The organism is Dawidia cretensis (assembly GCF_018598175.1).
GTDB classification, from domain to species: Bacteria; Bacteroidota; Bacteroidia; order Cytophagales; family Cyclobacteriaceae; genus Ohtaekwangia; species Ohtaekwangia cretensis.
Genome location: NZ_JAHESE010000007.1, coordinates 18,805 through 35,296, shown reverse-complemented (window position 1 = coordinate 35,296; position 16,492 = coordinate 18,805). Strand labels below are relative to the sequence as shown.

The window sequence follows — 16,492 nt, the reverse complement described above, 5'->3', positions numbered from 1 at the left end:
AGAACCAGAAGAGCGGAAATTCCGCTCTTTTTGTTTTTGCAAGCCATCCAAACTGCATGCATTTACATTTTAATTGCTATTTTGGACGACCTAGACTTTTTCTATGAGTGAAGAATTACTCAAGGCGATCATTCAACTTTTTGCCATTGTTGTACGCGAGCGCATTACGGAAGACGAGCGGAACAAGATAAAGGAGTTCCTGGGCCTTCACCTCAACCGGGAGGCCACGAACTACTATCTCAAGCTTTTCGATGAATTCTGCCAGGCAAACCATATTAATGCCCGGCAGGAGCTCGATAACCTCGATGCCGATACCCAGCAGTTCGTGGACGACTGGTCCCGGATCATGCACATCATCAAGCAGGTGAACCAGGCCCTCACCATGCAGCAGAAGCTTGTCATGGTGGTCAAGATCATTGAGTTAGTCTACATCGACCGTACCTCGATCTCCGACCGCCAGGAGAACCTGATCTTCTATATCGGTCAGGCCCTCAGAATCCCCCAGGCCGACGTTCACGCCCTACAGCAGTTTATCATCGGCCAGGACATAGACGAGCTGTCGTCCAAACAGGTACTCGTCATCGACGAAGGCTCCGGCCACTACGACGGCCCCCGCATTATCGAGAAAGACCTGACCGGCCTCATCGCCATTCTCCGGCTGCCCGATGCGGAAACGTATTTCATCAAATACCTCGGCATCACCACGCTCTACCTCAATAGTATATTGCTAAAAAGCCGGAAGATAGACGTCTTCCCGACAGGCAGCACGATCCGCGGTGACAAGGTAGGGCCCATTTATTATAGCGACATCATCGGTAATTTTTTGACCGGCGATAGCCGTACCGGGATAACATTCACGGCCGACCACATCTTCTATCACTTCAAGAGTGGTCGCGCCGGCATCCAAAACCTCAACCTGGCTGAACAGGGCGGCAAGCTCATCGGCATCATGGGGGCCAGTGGCTCGGGCAAGTCTACGTTGCTCAATGTATTGAACGGCTCTGAAAAACCATCCAGCGGCCGGGTACTCGTCAACGGCATCGACATACACGAAAATTCGGATCAGGTAAACGGCATCATTGGCTATGTCCCTCAGGATGACCTGCTGATCGACGAGCTGACAGTATTTCAAAATCTGTATTACGCCGCCAAACTGTGCTTCAACCACTACGCCGATAAACAGATCATCGACCTGGTCATGCGCACGCTGATCAACCTGGGTCTGACCGAGATCCGCGACCTGAAGGTAGGCTCACCGTTGAACAAGACCATCAGCGGGGGCCAACGCAAACGACTGAACATTGCGCTGGAGCTGCTGCGCGAACCGACCATCCTGTTTGTCGATGAACCTACATCGGGCCTTTCGTCGCGCGATTCCGAAAACATCATGGACTTGCTCAAAGAATTGTCGCTACGCGGCAAGATGGTGTTTGTGGTCATCCACCAACCCTCGTCCGACATCTTCAAGATGTTCGATACGCTCATCATCATGGACGTCGGCGGCTTCCAGATATACTATGGTAATCCCGTGGAAGCCGTCATCTATTTCCGTGACATCATCAATGCAGCCAACAAAATGCAGGGGGCCTGTCCGGAATGTGGTAATATCAACCCCGAACAGATTTTTAGCATTATCGAGACTAAGGTCGTGAACGAATACGGCCGCCTGACAAACACCCGCAAAGTATCGCCCGGGCAATGGTACCAATACTTTAAGCAAAAGATCAAAATTCCGCGGCTCGAGCACTTACGCAACGAGCTGCCGGTGGTACAAGAAATCCCCCATTGGTTCAAACAATGGAAAGTGTTTATTACCCGCGATGTACTGTCGAAGCTGGCCAACCGCCAGTATATGCTCATCAACGTACTGGAGGCACCCGTGCTGGCATTCTTTATCGCGTTCATGGTCAAGTACCACAACGTGCTCGACGGTGAGGCAGACTATAGCTTCTACAACAACTACAACGTCCCCGTATACTTCTTTATGAGTGTGGTCGTGGCGTTGTTCCTCGGCTTGACTATGAGCGCAGAGGAAATCTTCCGCGACCGCATCATACTAAAACGCGAACAGTTTTTACACCTCAGCCGCAGCAGCTACCTCGTGTCGAAGGTGGCCGTCATGTTTGCCTCGTCCGCGATCCAAACCCTGCTCTTTACCGTGATCGGCAATTTGATCCTGGAGATACCGCTCACGGAGGTTCGCTACTGGGTAATTCTGTTCAGCTGCTCATGTTTTGCTAACATGCTGGGGCTGAATATTTCAGCATCGTTCAACTCCGCAGTAACAATCTATATCCTGATCCCTGTCCTGGTCATTCCGCAACTGTTACTGAGCGGTGTGGTGATCAGCTTTGATAAATTCAATCCCCGGGTGGGCAAACCCGTAGGCGTGCCCTTCATGGGCGAGACGATGGCCTCGCGCTGGGCTTTTGAAGCGTACATGGTGACCCAGTTCAGAGACAACCCCTTCGAGCGCGAGTTCTACGACCTCGACAAAGTGACCGCCGAATCGGATTACAAACGGGTATACTATATACCGCAACTGGAATCGAGGTTAGCCTACTGCCTGAATCACCCCAATAGCTGGCGCGTAAAGCGCAACGACGATGTAGAAGCGTCACTGAACCTGCTGCAAACCGAAATCAAAAACGAGTTGAAGTTTGTAGGCGACGCGAGGCTGCCCGAAGTCGACCGCCTGGCCATCGGCAAATTCGACTCAACGGTCTACCTCAAAACCTCCCGGTTTCTGAATTCGCTGAAGAAGTATTATGCCCGCAAGATGGACCGCGCAACGAAAGAGAAAGAAGCATTGATTGCCAGCCATACAAACACCCCCGATAAATCCCAGGAGTATGAGGTCAGCAAAGCCCGGTACGTAAACAAGGCCGTAACCGACGCCGTTAAAAATACCGGCTCGCCCGACCGGATCGTGGAATACGATGGAAAGCTGGTGCAAAAGATCTATCCCATCTACCAGGACGATCACCAGCCCAGCAACCCGCTGGACTTCTCCGCGAATTTATACCAACCTACCAAGCATTTCCTGGGAGCAGATATCGACACGTTATATTTTAACCTCGGTGTGATCTGGAGTATGACACTTGTATTATTTTTGACCTTGTATTTCGATGCCTTGAAAGGGATCATCAAGGTGTTGGAAGGAAACCGTAAGTATAAACGAAGAGACAAATAACCACGCCCCCATGAAACAGCTTAACCTTTTCTGCATGATGTGTTTGATCGCCGCCGTCGCGCTGGCGTGTTCTGGCAAGAAACAAGAAGCACACGAGCACGACACCGCCGCCGACGAATGGAAAGAAATGGACGACTTCCACATGCTGATGGCCGACGCGTTTCACCCCTATAAAGACTCGGCCAACCTGGCCCCCGCCAAAGAAAAAGCCGAAGCCCTGGCCGCCGGCGCCGAGCAATGGAAAAACGCCCCGCTCCCTGAAAAAGTAAATAACGACGAAGTCAAAGCCGCCCTGGCGCAACTGTCGACGGATGCCACCTCCTTTGCCGTCACGGCAAAAAGCGGCGATGACAAAGCCACCGGCGAGTCCCTCAACAAGCTCCACGACGAATTCCACCACATCCAGGAAATGTGGTACGGCGGCCACGGCCACGATCACCAGCACTAGATCAAAGCCGGATACTGGCAGGCGGCACCAGGCCAAAGGCATGCATAAAGCATAGATATTGCATGGATAAAGCAAAGGTAAAGCATAGATAAGCCACTATAGGGATCTATGCTTTATCACTGGTCTGATCCCGCGACATCCTGGCTACCACCGCGCCTTATCCCCAAAGATGACCTGACGAAGCCCCGAAACACGCCACCCATCGGGCGCATGTTTAAGAACCAGGCGTTAGCATCGTTGCGGAACTTGCGATAGTCCCGATCCTATCGGGGTAACAGAAACTGTTTGCAGTCTTAGAAATCGTCTCGCCCCGCAGCGCGCATAACCGTCTAAAACCGATAACACATGGAAACAACATCGATCTAACCCCGACTAGTCTCCGTGCTATAAGAACGGGCTTATATCGGACTATACTCAGGCTATACTCAGGCTCAACTCGGAGACATCTCCGAATTATCCGGACTACATGCCCCAAAACCGCCTCTGGCACCGAGCATTATTAATTCCTTAAAAAAACTGTAACGTCGCCATCTTTTTGGCGACATATTGCGTATTGTAACCCATATGGCAGAAAAAAGCAGTGTTTTTGATATGATTGGACCGGTTATGATCGGTCCCTCCAGCTCGCACACCGCCGGTGTTGTGCGCATCGCCCGGACCGCCTACAGACTGTTGGGCGATCGTCCCGAGGAAGCCGAGATCACCTTTTACAACTCCTTCGCCCGTACCTACGAGGGCCACGGCAGCGACCGGGCCATCATTGCCGGTCTGCTGGACTTTAAAACCGACGACAAACGCATCAAAGAGGCGCTGGACCTGGCCAAAGAGGCCGGACTGCAATACCACTTTAAGTCCGTCGGCAACGCCTCGACACTCCATCCGAACACCATCAAACTGGTACTGCGGAAAGGGGAGGAAACCCTGGAAGTGGTCGGCGAAAGCCGCGGCGGCGGCCTGATCAACATTGCCGAAGTAAACGGCTTTAAGGCCGACTTTGGTGCCAACGCGCACACCGTCATCATCACCGCCGACGACGTCAAAGGAAGCATCGCGTTTATCGCCGACGTCGTGGCACACGACGATTGTAACATTGCCACCATGTCGGTGTCCCGTAAGGGCCGGAACGATGTGGCGTGCCTGGTAATCGAAATGGATTCGGGCATTAAGCCTGTAACATTAGCGTACCTGCGGAGTCTTAGCTGGGTAAAACAGGTCATTTATATTCCCGATATTGATTGTTAGACTAATGATGAGAACACTACGCTGGACTTTTTTTCTTTTATGTGCGCCATTCCTGCTGCACGCGCAGCAGACACAGCCGGCCGCCGACACGGCACAATCCGGCACTGCCTGGACGCTGAAACAATGTATAGACTACGCCCTGGCCAACAGCCTGCAGGTGGAACGCAGCGGCTACAATGTGGAGAATAGTAAGCTGGACTATAATCTGTCCAGAGCCGAGGTTTTGCCATCGGTGAATGGCTCCGCACAATACGGACTCAGCTGGGGGCGTACGCTGGTACAGAATACGTATACCTATACCACGGGCGAGCAACGCTCGTTGAGCGGATCGCTCAATGCTTCGGTGCCGTTGTTCAATGGGTTCAGGATCCAAAACTCCATTCGCCAGTATTCGCATAATTATGATGCCGCAAACCTGGATCTGCAAAAGACTAAAAACGATGTTATCCTGAATGTAGCGTCGCTGTATATCACCGTGGTGTTCGATAAGGAACAGCTCGAAAATGCCAAATCACAACTGGCCTCCAGCCAGCAACAATACGAGCGCACCAAAAAGCAAGTGGCCGCAGGCTCGCTACCCAGGTCGAGTGAGCTCAACCTCGATGCACAGGTGGCGACCAATGAAGTAAATCTCATTACCCGCGAGAACAATCTAAATCTGTCGCTGCTACGTCTAAAGCAGGCGTTGCAGATGCCGGGCGGAGCTGCGCTCGATGTAGAGATCCCGCAGATCGACGTGGAAGACCTGGTGTTGGAGCAATCACGCGATCAGATCTTCGATATTGCGCGACAGTCGATGCCCGAAATTAAAAGCGCCGATCTTAAGAAAGAGGCTTCGTACTATGCCGTCAAGGCAGCAAAGGGCGATCTCTTGCCACGCCTGTCGTTGACGGCCTCGACAAATACTTATTATAGCAGCAGTGCGGATGGGCTACGCTTTATTTCCGACGGCTCACCGGCGACACCTGTGTATGACACGATTGGTAATGTACACGGCGTTGACGATCAATTCGTGATAGCCCGTACACCTAGAAATGAATTTTCAGGGAAACTTGTAAACGGCTATGGCTATCGTGACCAATTGAAAGACAACATTGCGCGTTCAGTAGGCCTCTCGCTGACAATTCCGATCCTCAACGGCTTCCGGTCGCGTACAGCCTGGCAGCGCGCCGTCATTTCACAAAGAGTCGCCGAGGTAGATGCTAAGGAAATGTCCAACACCCTTCGCCAAAGTGTCGAGACAGCCTATAACGACGCTGTGGCGGCCTCGAAGACCTACAACTCTTCCCTGCGCCAGGTGCAGGCGCGCGATGAAGCCTTTCGCATGACCAAACAACGCTTCGAAGCCGGGGCTACCAACTATGTAGAGTACCAGGTAGCAGAGAATGATCTCTTCCAGGCCAAGTCCGACCTGGTGCGCGCCAAATACGATTTTATCTTTAAGAAGAAAGTGCTCGACTTTTATCAGGGCAAGCCTTTAGCATATTAATACACTGACCGCAATGGCAAAAAAAAAGCAACAATCCAATAAGCTCATCCTTTGGCTCGTAATCATCGTGGGCGTTCTTCTGGTATTCGTAGTCGTTGGTAAATCGGCTGGGTGGATCGGCAAACCGAACGAGATCGAAGTAGAGTTGGCAAAAACCAAACACGCTACCATCATTGAAAAAGTCAGTGCCTCGGGTACCATCCAACCGGTAACGGAGGTCAAGCTTGCCCCGGAAGTATCGGGCGAGATTCGCGAGCTGCTGATCGAGGAAGGCGATTCGGTCAGCCGGGGTGACCTGCTGGTAAAAATACGTCCCGACACCTGGGTGTCACAGCTCGAGCGGGCAGAAGCCTCAATGAACCAGCAACGCGCGAACGAAGTAGCATCGGAAGCATCGCTGGCGCGCGCGGAAGCTACCTACCTTCGTGCCGAACAGGAATATAAGCGTAACGAACGACTGTGGAATGAGAAAGTTATCGCCGAAGCCGACTGGCAACTGGCCCAACAGAATTTCAAGGTAGCCGAGAACGATCTGAAGTCGGCGAAGCAATCGCTGCAAGCCTCGAAGTTTGTGGTGCGCAGCAGCGAAGCCTCGGTGCGCGAAGCGCGCGAGAACGTGCGACTGACCAGTGTACAGGCGCCCATGGACGGCATCGTATCAAAGCTCAGTGTAAAGAAAGGCGAGCGCGTGGTGGGAACACAGACTATGGCCGGAACGGAGATGATGCGTATAGCCGACCTGAACGCCATGGAAGTGCGCGTGGAAGTAAATGAAAACGACATCGTACGCGTGCACATTGGTGACACCGCCATTATTGATGTAGACGCATACTCAAACCAGGAAAAAGAATTCAGGGGCGTTGTGACACTCATTGCCAACACCGCTAAAGAGAAGACTTCGGCTGATGCCATTACCGAATTCGAAGTGCGTATCCTGATCCTGAACTCGTCGTACAAAGACCTCATACAAGAAGGTAAACGATACCCGTTCCTGCCCGGCATGACCGCGAGCGTGGATATTTTAACGCGACGCAAGATTGGCGTGCTGTCAGTACCCCTGGCCGCAGTGACAACACGGGGAAAAGATGATCAGGAGAAAAAGGAACAGGATGGACCGCCGCAAAATCAGTCTGCGAACGACGATAGCAAGCCCGCGAAGAAAGAGCTGGTGAAAACCGTTGTGTTCGTCAACGATAACGGCACAGCCAGGATGGTAGAGGTGAAAACCGGTATAAGTGATTACGATAATATAGAAATAATCTCCGGCGTGAGCGATAGCACAGAAGTAATCACAGGGCCGTTTTTGGCTGTATCCAAACGTTTGAAAGACGGCGACAAGGTTCGACTAATGGAAAAGGACGCGTCGCAAAAAAAATAAACCTGCGTGGTCCCAGAAAAGCCCTGATCGTAATCGGGGCTTTTTTGTTTAATATTGCCGTTAAAATCTAAAAAAGAACATGTCATTACATCCCTGGCACGAGGTTTCGGTTGGTGTTCATCCCCCGGACCAAGTCAACGCAATCATCGAGATTCCCAAAGGTTCCCGCGCAAAATACGAGATCGACAAGGAGAGCGGCCTGATCAAGCTGGACCGTGTTATATACGCGTCCATGTACTATCCACTGAACTACGGTTTTATTCCTCAGACCCTGGGTGAAGACCATGATCCCCTCGACATCGTTGTGTTGACGCAGGTAAGCGTGGTGCCAGGCTGTCTGATTCCCTGCAAGATCATCGGTGTGATGCAGATGATTGATCAGGGTGAGGCCGATGACAAGATCATTGCCGTAGCCGAGCAAGATCCGAGCGTAAGCCATATTCTGGATGTGAAAGACCTGCCCCAGCACTTGCGTGCCGAGCTGAAGCACTTCTTCGAAAGCTACAAGCAGCTGGAGAACAAGAAGGTTGTTGTAGATGAGTTTCTCTCTAAAGAGAAGGCAGAGGCCATCCTGCAAGCCAGCATGAAGCGTTACCAGGAGACCTACTCCAAGAAGTAATGCACATAGGCTTCGAGGCAAAGCGGTTCTTTACCAACTTTACCGGACTCGGTAACTATGCACGCTTTGTCGTCGACGCCCTGAGCGAGTTCTATCCCCGCGGTCACTACACGCTGTATTCTCCCAAGACAAGGACGCATCCCGAGATCGACCCGATCGTACGACGTTCAAACGTACAGGTCGTTGCGCCCACGGGAGGGTACCGGTTTCTTCATGGACTGTGGCGATCGTGGGGCGTGAGCCGTCACGCCACCATTAAGACATTGGATGTATACCACGGCCTGAGCCAGGAGCTACCGGCCGGCCTACCTGCCAGCGTAAAAAAGGTCGTGACGGTGCACGATCTGATCTATATACGGTACCCGCAGTTTTATAAACCCGTAGATGTCGCCATCTACAAAGCAAAAGCCAAAGCTGCCTGCACTCGGGCAGATCGTGTAATTGCCATCAGCCAGCAAACCGCCCAGGACCTTGTTGACTTCCTTCAAGTCGATCCGGGAAAGATCGACGTCGTGTACCAGGGCTGTCACCCCATCTTTAAGCAATCTGTTTCCGTGGACGTCCGGGCGCAGGTACGTCAGAAGTACAACCTGCCCGACCGGTATATTCTCAACGTCGGTACCCTCGAGTCGCGTAAGAATGTACACCAGCTGGTAAAGGCCGTCGCGCTGCTGCCGCGGGAGACGCGTATACCCCTGGTGTTGGTGGGCCGGGCCACGGCCTATAAAGAAGAGATCGTGCGTACCGCACGGGAAAGCGGCTTGGAAGACCAGGTGATCTTTCTGCACCAGGCTTCGTTTCAGGACTTTCCCGCCTTGTACCAGGGGGCGGAGGTGTTTGTATATCCGTCGTTGTTTGAAGGCTTTGGTATACCCCTCGTGGAAGCGATCGAGTCGGGTGTCCCCGTCGTAACCTCTACAGGCTCGTGTTTCCAGGAAGCTGCCGGCGACGGCGCTTTGTATGCCGATCCCCACAGTGCAGAAGCGCTGGCCCACCAGGTGGCCCGCACGTTGCAAGAGGCTACCCTGCGCAGCCAATTGGTCGAAGACGGCCGCCGGTACATACAGCAATTCCAGCCCGCTGCCATCGCACAGCGCCTGCAGGAAGTGTATCGGGGATAATAGGCTGATTATCGGGGTATATTCCCGACGACTTCATGATAGACCGCCAATGTGCGCGCGGCCATCTGTTCTTTTGAGAATTCCTTTACTTTTTCTTGTGACCCCTTGATCAGGGTCTTGCGCAACGCCGGATTGGTCATGATCGCTTCGATGTGTTCGGCCAGTGCGGTACTGTCACCCGTGGGCGCCAATAACCCGGTCTGTCCCGAAATAACCATTTCGGGTATGCCGCCGGCCTGGGTTGCAACAACCGGTACATGCGCCAGAAAAGCGTCGAGCACGGAAGTGCCCAGACCTTCCAATATCGAAGGCATCAGGAAAAGGTCAAGCTCAGGCAACAAGGCAACAAGGTCTTTCCGAAAACCGGTAAAGGTGATTACATCTTGTAACTGTTTATCCTGAACGTACTTTTTCAACGACTCCTCCTGCGACCCTTTGCCGATGATCACCGCCTGTATGGGCAGCTTCTTCTGCACGAGCTTGTTAACCGTATCGATAAACGTGATGTAGTCTTTCTCATATTCGAGCGCGGCGGTATTACCAATGACTGTAAGTCCCGGTCGGCGAATGCCCTCGCGGAGAAGAATGTCGCTCCGGCTGGCGGGATCAAACTTATGCAGATCGACACCACTATAGACTGTTACGGCTTTCTCTGGATGTTTCAGATAAGCCTGCATAACCTCCCGGGTCTTATCCGAGACACACAGCACCCTGGCAATAGCCGGGTGGTTGTATTTCCAGCGGGTGAACCACGAGCGCTTGGGCGAAAACATCACACGCCGGCTCAGCACCAGCGGCGTCTCGTTGCCAAGCACATGCGAGATAACCCCGAGGGCATGCGACTTGGCACTGTGCATGTGTACCAGGTCGATACTATGCTCCCGGCAATAACGTTTAATGGCCAGTGCCGTACCGATATCGATCGCATTCTTAAACGGTAAAACGATGACCGGTATGTTTTCTTTCCGGCAATGCGCCTCAAACGCCGACCCTTGACGAGCCGCCACATGGTTCCGGACACCTTGCTTATTCAGCTCTTCCAGCAGGTAAGCAATTTGTTGCTCGCCACCACGCCAGGTCTTTTCCGAGCTTAAGTGTAATATGGAAAGTGCTGCCGCCATCGTAAAATATTAACGGGTGGACTGATTTTTGCGCAGCTCGTGAAACCGGAGATACCGTAGATAACGCTCATACGCCGAGTTAACGGCGATCACAAAACCATAGAAGCCATCCAGGAAACCTGCCTGCAGAAAATACTTCTTCATGAACATAAACCAGGGCTTGATCAGCCCGTGCGTCACCAATCGATAACGCTTGCCCGCTTTAAAATCCTTTTCTGCCGCCAGTGCAGAGTAGGGGATGATCTTGCGAATATGGCTTTCGATCGTGGGGTATGAATAATGATACAAGTCGCCTTCCAGCCGTTGCGTGGTATAGGCGGTCTGGTTAAATATCAGTTCTTCGTGGATCAGACCGGCCCATTGCGTCAGACCTTTTTTGAAGAGCCGTATTTTATACTCCGGGTACCAGCCGCTGTGACGGATCCAATGTCCGCAGTAATTCGTCAAGCGGTTTACTTCGTATACCTCGGCTTTCGGGGCGGCCTTTACCTGTAAGATCGCTTGTTGCAACGCGGGGGAAAGTGCCTCGTCGGCATCGATCGACAGAATATAGTCGCCGGTGGTCAGGCTGTTGGCGTAGTTCTTCGACTCCGAGTAGCCGGTCCAGGCGCGCTGTACAGGTGTCAGACCGTGGCGTTTAATAATATCACAGGTGTCGTCGGTGGAGAGCGAGTCCAGAATAATGAACTCATCGACCACCGGCTGGAGCGACTCGATACACCGGCCGATGTTTTTCGCTTCGTTGAACGTAATGATGACTGCGGAAATTTTTGCCATTTTTTCTATATACTACCACGTTGCCAGGTGCTGATACACTTTGTGAATGGGGAGGCCCATTACATTAAAGTATGAACCGGCGATCTTTTCAATGGCGACCAGGCCAATCCAGTCCTGCGCGCCATAGGCGCCCGCCTTGTCGTAGGGCTTATACATATCGACATAAAAGTCGATCTCTTTGGGCGACAGCTTGACAAATGTCACATCGGTAATATCGTCAAAGGTCTCCTCGCGTTCCTGCGAAAGCATGCACACGCCGGTCATCACGCGATGCGTACGTCCGGACAGGTCGCTCAGCATGGCGACGGCCTCGGCGCGGTCTTGGGGTTTATTCAAAATGCGGTTGTCAAGGATCACGACGGTGTCCGCCGTGATGATGATCTCGCGGCCCATACGGGGGCGGAAATACTCCGCCTTCTTGGCCGCCAGGTAGCGAGCCACCTGTTCAGCCGGCAGCTCATGCGGAAAGTCTTCTTCTACATCGGGCTTCTCCACGGTAAACGTAAAGCCCGCTTCCTTCATCAGGTACTGTCTGCGGGGAGAGCTGGAAGCAAGTATGATCGATCGCGTATTGGTTGTAGTAGTCATATCGGTTGTTAAAAAGTGGCACAGACCGGCAGGGCAAATTCCGATTCGCTGATCGAGCTGAACAGGTAGCCGCCGATAACCTTGGGGTAAAAATACGTCGATTTTTGCGGCATGGTATACCCGCTATGGCACACAGCCTTCACTTCGTCGATCGAAACTTCATTGGTAATGACGGCGAGCTGTGCCTCTTGCTGCAAAACCTTCTTCATACAGTCCGCAAAGCTGCGGTCAAAGCTGACATTGGTAGCGCTGCGTTGCTCGCGGCCCGGTATGCCCAGCGCTTTCTCGATAATGAAGTAATGCATCACTGTCAGGTCAAGCGCCTTGACCACGGGCGGAAAAGGCCACGGCATTGTATCCAGGGCCTCGGGTTTCAGCCGCACTTTATAGGCGTTGTCCCGGAACATCAACCCAAACGCCCAGCGTTTGCCTACAATCACCTCCGGAAGGGTATCGGCATCATCCAGGGGTATAATGGTAAAATCTGCCTCCAGTCGTCGCAGAATGGTTTGCTCGTCAAAGTCTTTCAGCCCGTGGATGAGCCTGTGCGTGGGCAGAATGCGCAGGTCGTCCGCCTCTGTATTGGTCAGGTACATCAGGTGATAATTATACCCCTCCCGGCCGGTATGGGCAGGGTTGGCCGCCTGTTGTTTGTGTTTGTAGACCAACGACCCCTCATAACGGTGGTGGCCGTCGGCCAGGATGACATTGCCTTGCTGCAAAACATCCATAAAGCGCTGAACGATGGTATAGTCCTGGATGCAGGCCATGACATCTCGCACACCCTGGTAATCTTCCGTTTCGTAGAGTGGCTGCTGAATGGCCTCGTCCATATACCGCTCCAATGCAAACGTAGGGTCGGTATAGAGTCCATGGGTTGCGCTGGCGTGAAGCTGCGTATTTTCAAGCAGCTCAATGCGGTCGTTAACCGCTTGGGGAATGGTATTCTCGTGCCGCAGAATGACCTGCTCCTCCCAATCATATACCCGGATGTGGCACATAAAACCTTTCCGGCAGTATTCCTTCGACGACCCTGCTAACTTGAAATATTGATAGTATACATAGATTCCGGGCAGCCGGTCTTGCACCAGTATACCCTGGTGTTTCCATTGCGCCAGGCGCTTGCCGGCCGCCCCCGGCGTTTCCTGGGGCACCGACATATGAATACTATTATAGGGATGTTGATAGAGTGCCTTGCGTTGTTTTTCCGAGACGACGTCGAACAGGGGGGAAGTCAGTGAGTCGATGGATTGCGAAAGTGATTGGTTATAACGCCAGGGACGGATCGGTAAAATTTCGGGCATACTGGGAGTGTCGTATTAAGATCTGTTTTTTCTCCACTTGCTTGCCGTCGTGCCGGCCGTGGCAAGCGCGCCTTCGGCTACACGGTGGCCATTGCTTTTTAGCAACGTACCCGCCAGAATGGCGACAAGGGCTTCTTCGGTGTACGTGTGCTCAGGCTGCAGTCCGGCAGGGGTAAAATATTTCTCCACAAAGCGTGTGTTGAAGTTCCCCGAGCGAAAAGCTTCGTGCTTCATCACAAACTCGCAAAAGCCCAGGGTTGTTTCCAGGCCGGTAATCTCATAATCCTGAATGGCGCGAATCATTTTCTCGATCGCCGCCTCGCGGCTTTCGGCATGACAGATCAACTTGGCGATCATCGGGTCGTAATAGAAGGGGATAGCCATGCCTTGCTCAAAGCCGTCATCGACACGAATACCGTGACCCTGCGGACGCTTGTAGGTCTTTAGCGTACCGATGTCGGGTAAAAAGTTGTTGGCTGGATCTTCGGCATAGACGCGTATCTCGACGGCGTGGCCGTGCATCTGCAAGTCTTCCTGTTTGAACGGAATCTTCTCGCCTTCGGCAATTTTGATTTGTAACTGCACCAGGTCCAGCCCTGTGATAGCTTCCGTCACCGGGTGCTCTACCTGCAACCGGGTGTTCATTTCCAGGAAGTAGAAATTAAGCTTGTCATCCAGGATGAATTCAATCGTACCGGCACCGTAATAGCCACACGCCCTGGCAGCGTTGATGGCAGCTTCTCCCATCAACTTGCGCTTCTCCGGTGTCAGCACAGACGATGGTGCTTCTTCCACGACCTTCTGGTGACGGCGCTGAATGGAGCACTCACGTTCAAAGAGGTGTACCACGTTGCCGTGTTTGTCGCCAAAGATTTGAAACTCGATATGACGCGGACTGGTAACATATTTTTCGATAAAGACAGAGCCGTCGCCGAAGGCGGATGTGGCCTCGCTGATAGCGCGTTCCATTTGCTCGGCAAAGCTGGCTTCATTCTCCACCACACGCATGCCTTTACCACCGCCACCGGCGCTGGCTTTGATGAGCACGGGGTAGCCGATGTTGGCCGCGACTTCTTTGGCCTTGGCGACATCCGTAATAGGCTCTGCGGTGCCGGGCACTAGCGGCACGTTGAAGGCGGCGACCGCGGCTTTCGCCGCCAGCTTGCTGCCCATAAGCTCAATGGCTTTGGCCGACGGCCCGATGAAGATCAAGCCGGCGTCTTCCACACGCTGGGCAAATGTTTCGTTCTCAGAGAGGAAGCCGTATCCCGGGTGAATGGCATCGGCGCCGGTTTGCCGGGCTGCGTCCAGGATCTTATCAATGCGTAAATAGGATTCGGAGGAAGGGGGCGGGCCGATGCAGATGGCTTCGTCGGCATAACGTACGTGCAGCGACTGTCGATCGGCTTCACTAAACACCGCAACAGTCTGTATGCCGGCCTCCCGGGCGGAGCGCATGATGCGAAGGGCGATCTCACCACGGTTGGCGACCAGTATTTTTTTGATTTTTCTCATGGGTTAAGGGCCTGAATACAATGCTAGCGATAATTTCTGCATAGGCAAAGCCGGGACAGGCATGTATAAACACGATTTTTCCTTATTTTTGCGGCCAATAACTAATCCCGAAATGGTAGATTTATTTGACAAGCTTAAAATGGAGGCCGGTCCTCTGGCCAAGTATTCGCATCTCCCGGATGACTATTTCTTCTTTCCGAAACTGGAAGGTGACATAGGACCTCACATGAAGTTCAATGGCAAGGATGTTTTAAACTGGAGTTTAAATAACTACCTGGGCCTGGCGAACCATCCGGAAGTACGGAAGACCGATGGTGAGGCTGCTGCCCAATACGGTATGGGCTTGCCGATGGGCGCGCGGATGATGTCAGGGAACTCAGTAAATCACCTGGAGCTTGAACGTCAGCTCGCGGAATTCGAGAAAAAAGAAGATGTCATGCTGCTCAACTTTGGGTATCAGGGTGTGGTGTCGATCATCGACGCACTCGTGGACCGCAAAGACGTGATCGTGTATGATGCGGAGTCACATGCGTGTATCATCGACGGCGTACGTCTGCACATGGGGAAGCGTTTTGTATACACCCATAACGACATGGACAGCCTCGAGAAGCAACTGCAGCGTGCCACCAAACTAGCCGACGAGACGGGGGGTGGTATACTTGTGATCACCGAAGGTGTGTTTGGTATGTCAGGCAAGCAAGGCGATCTGAAAGGCGTGGTAGCCCTGAAGAGCAAATATAATTTCCGTCTGTTTGTAGACGACGCGCACGGTTTCGGTACCATGGGTAAGACCGGTGCCGGTACAGGCGAGGAGCAAGGTGTTCAGGATCAAGTTGATCTGTATTTCTCTACGTTCGCCAAATCCATGGCCAGCATTGGTGCATTTGTCGCGGGGTCGAAGAACATCATCAAGTACCTGCGGTACAGCGTGCGTTCGCAGATTTATGCGAAGAGCCTGCCGATGCCGCTGGTTGTCGGTGCTTTGAAGCGTCTGGAGCTGTTGAAAACCAATCCTTCCATGAAGGATAACCTGTGGAAGATCGTGAATGCCATGCAAAATGGTTTGAAAGAGCGCGGTTTCAACATCGGTACGACCACTTCGCCGGTCACGCCGGTGCTGTTCAAAGGCGGGGTAGGCGAGGCTGCCAACATGGCAATGGACCTGCGTGAAAACTACGGAATTTTCTGCTCTGTGGTGATCTATCCTGTTGTCCCTAAGGATGTTATCATGTTCCGCATCATTCCGACGGCGGTGCATACCCTGGAGGATGTAGAGCGGACTTTGAGTGCATTCTCGAAGCTCAAAACCAAGCTTGATAGCGGGTTTTACAAGGAGGAAGCTTTAGTGTCTGTAACGAAGGCAATCTAAAAAAAACCGCCTTAGGGGTTGTTTTTCGGCCTTTTTACTTAAATTGGCAGTAGAAACTAAATTTTAATCCTAAAACTCCAAAGACAATGCAAAAGTTTCAAGAGCTAAAAGACCTGATCGCTTCCTTAGAAGGTGATATTGACAAGTTTTATAACAAAGGCAATAGCGCTGCTGGTACCCGCGTTAGAAAGGGTATGCAAGACCTGAAAAATCTCGCACAAACCATCCGCTCTGAGGTTCAAGATATTAAGAATAAGGCTTAAGTTTATTCTGATAATAAAAAGACCGTTTCGGCAGTACATCAGGACATGCCGAAACGGTCTTTCAC

The 16,492-nt window shown here is 52.4% G+C and carries 14 protein-coding genes; 9 read left to right on the top strand and 5 right to left on the bottom strand.

What is annotated here, in order from left to right:
* Nucleotides 1-103 precede the first annotated feature (103 nt).
* The 7 genes from KK062_RS09745 (at nt 104) to KK062_RS09715 (ending at nt 9,490) form a co-directional block, all read left to right on the top strand.
* Entirely contained in the window at nt 104-3,193 is a 3,090-nt protein-coding gene (locus KK062_RS09745) for an ATP-binding cassette domain-containing protein (protein WP_254084099.1), read from the top strand.
* A 10-nt stretch (nt 3,194-3,203) separates the two neighbouring features.
* Nucleotides 3,204-3,641 carry a hypothetical protein gene (locus KK062_RS09740; RefSeq protein WP_254084098.1) on the top strand — a complete coding sequence of 146 codons (438 nt, stop codon included), beginning with the start codon at nt 3,204-3,206 and terminating at the stop codon, nt 3,639-3,641.
* Nucleotides 3,642-4,205: 564 nt separating this feature from the next.
* Entirely contained in the window at nt 4,206-4,883 is a 678-nt protein-coding gene (sdaAB, locus tag KK062_RS09735; protein WP_254084097.1) for an L-serine ammonia-lyase, iron-sulfur-dependent subunit beta, read from the top strand.
* 4 nt (nt 4,884-4,887) lie between these two features.
* On the top strand, nt 4,888-6,372 hold the full coding sequence (locus KK062_RS09730) for a TolC family protein (protein WP_254084096.1): 1,485 nt from the start codon (nt 4,888-4,890) through the stop codon (nt 6,370-6,372).
* 13 nt (nt 6,373-6,385) lie between these two features.
* Nucleotides 6,386-7,750, top strand: coding sequence for an efflux RND transporter periplasmic adaptor subunit (locus KK062_RS09725; protein WP_254084095.1), 1,365 nt, complete (start codon nt 6,386-6,388; stop codon nt 7,748-7,750).
* 79 nt (nt 7,751-7,829) lie between these two features.
* Nucleotides 7,830-8,369 carry an inorganic diphosphatase gene (locus tag KK062_RS09720; RefSeq protein WP_254084094.1) on the top strand — a complete coding sequence of 180 codons (540 nt, stop codon included), beginning with the start codon at nt 7,830-7,832 and terminating at the stop codon, nt 8,367-8,369.
* Nucleotides 8,369-9,490: a glycosyltransferase family 4 protein gene (locus KK062_RS09715; protein WP_254084093.1), complete on the top strand. Its 1,122-nt coding sequence runs from the start codon at nt 8,369-8,371 to the stop codon at nt 9,488-9,490. Before KK062_RS09720 ends, KK062_RS09715 begins: the two co-directional genes overlap by 1 nt.
* Before the next feature lie 8 nt (nt 9,491-9,498).
* On the opposite strand, the gene KK062_RS09710 is transcribed toward KK062_RS09715, so the two are convergent.
* The 5 genes from KK062_RS09710 to accC are packed head-to-tail and all read right to left on the bottom strand — an operon-like array spanning nt 9,499 to nt 14,795.
* Nucleotides 9,499-10,611, bottom strand: a complete 1,113-nt coding sequence (locus tag KK062_RS09710) for a glycosyltransferase family 4 protein (protein WP_254084092.1) — start codon at nt 10,609-10,611, stop codon at nt 9,499-9,501.
* A 9-nt stretch (nt 10,612-10,620) separates the two neighbouring features.
* On the bottom strand, nt 10,621-11,388 hold the full coding sequence (locus tag KK062_RS09705) for a glycosyltransferase family 2 protein (RefSeq protein WP_254084091.1): 768 nt from the start codon (nt 11,386-11,388) through the stop codon (nt 10,621-10,623).
* Nucleotides 11,389-11,400: 12 nt separating this feature from the next.
* Nucleotides 11,401-11,976, bottom strand: coding sequence for a Maf family nucleotide pyrophosphatase (locus KK062_RS09700; RefSeq protein ID WP_254084090.1), 576 nt, complete (start codon nt 11,974-11,976; stop codon nt 11,401-11,403).
* A gap of 8 nt (nt 11,977-11,984) precedes the next feature.
* Entirely contained in the window at nt 11,985-13,280 is a 1,296-nt protein-coding gene (locus tag KK062_RS09695; protein ID WP_254084089.1) for a DUF1015 domain-containing protein, read from the bottom strand.
* A gap of 15 nt (nt 13,281-13,295) precedes the next feature.
* Nucleotides 13,296-14,795 carry an acetyl-CoA carboxylase biotin carboxylase subunit gene (gene accC / locus KK062_RS09690; protein ID WP_254084088.1) on the bottom strand — a complete coding sequence of 500 codons (1,500 nt, stop codon included), beginning with the start codon at nt 14,793-14,795 and terminating at the stop codon, nt 13,296-13,298.
* A gap of 112 nt (nt 14,796-14,907) precedes the next feature.
* On the opposite strand from accC, the gene KK062_RS09685 reads away from it, so the two are divergent.
* Nucleotides 14,908-16,164, top strand: coding sequence for an aminotransferase class I/II-fold pyridoxal phosphate-dependent enzyme (locus tag KK062_RS09685; protein WP_254084087.1), 1,257 nt, complete (start codon nt 14,908-14,910; stop codon nt 16,162-16,164).
* 86 nt (nt 16,165-16,250) lie between these two features.
* Nucleotides 16,251-16,427 carry a BF3379 family histone-like protein gene (locus tag KK062_RS09680; RefSeq protein WP_254084086.1) on the top strand — a complete coding sequence of 59 codons (177 nt, stop codon included), beginning with the start codon at nt 16,251-16,253 and terminating at the stop codon, nt 16,425-16,427.
* Nucleotides 16,428-16,492 lie beyond the last annotated feature (65 nt).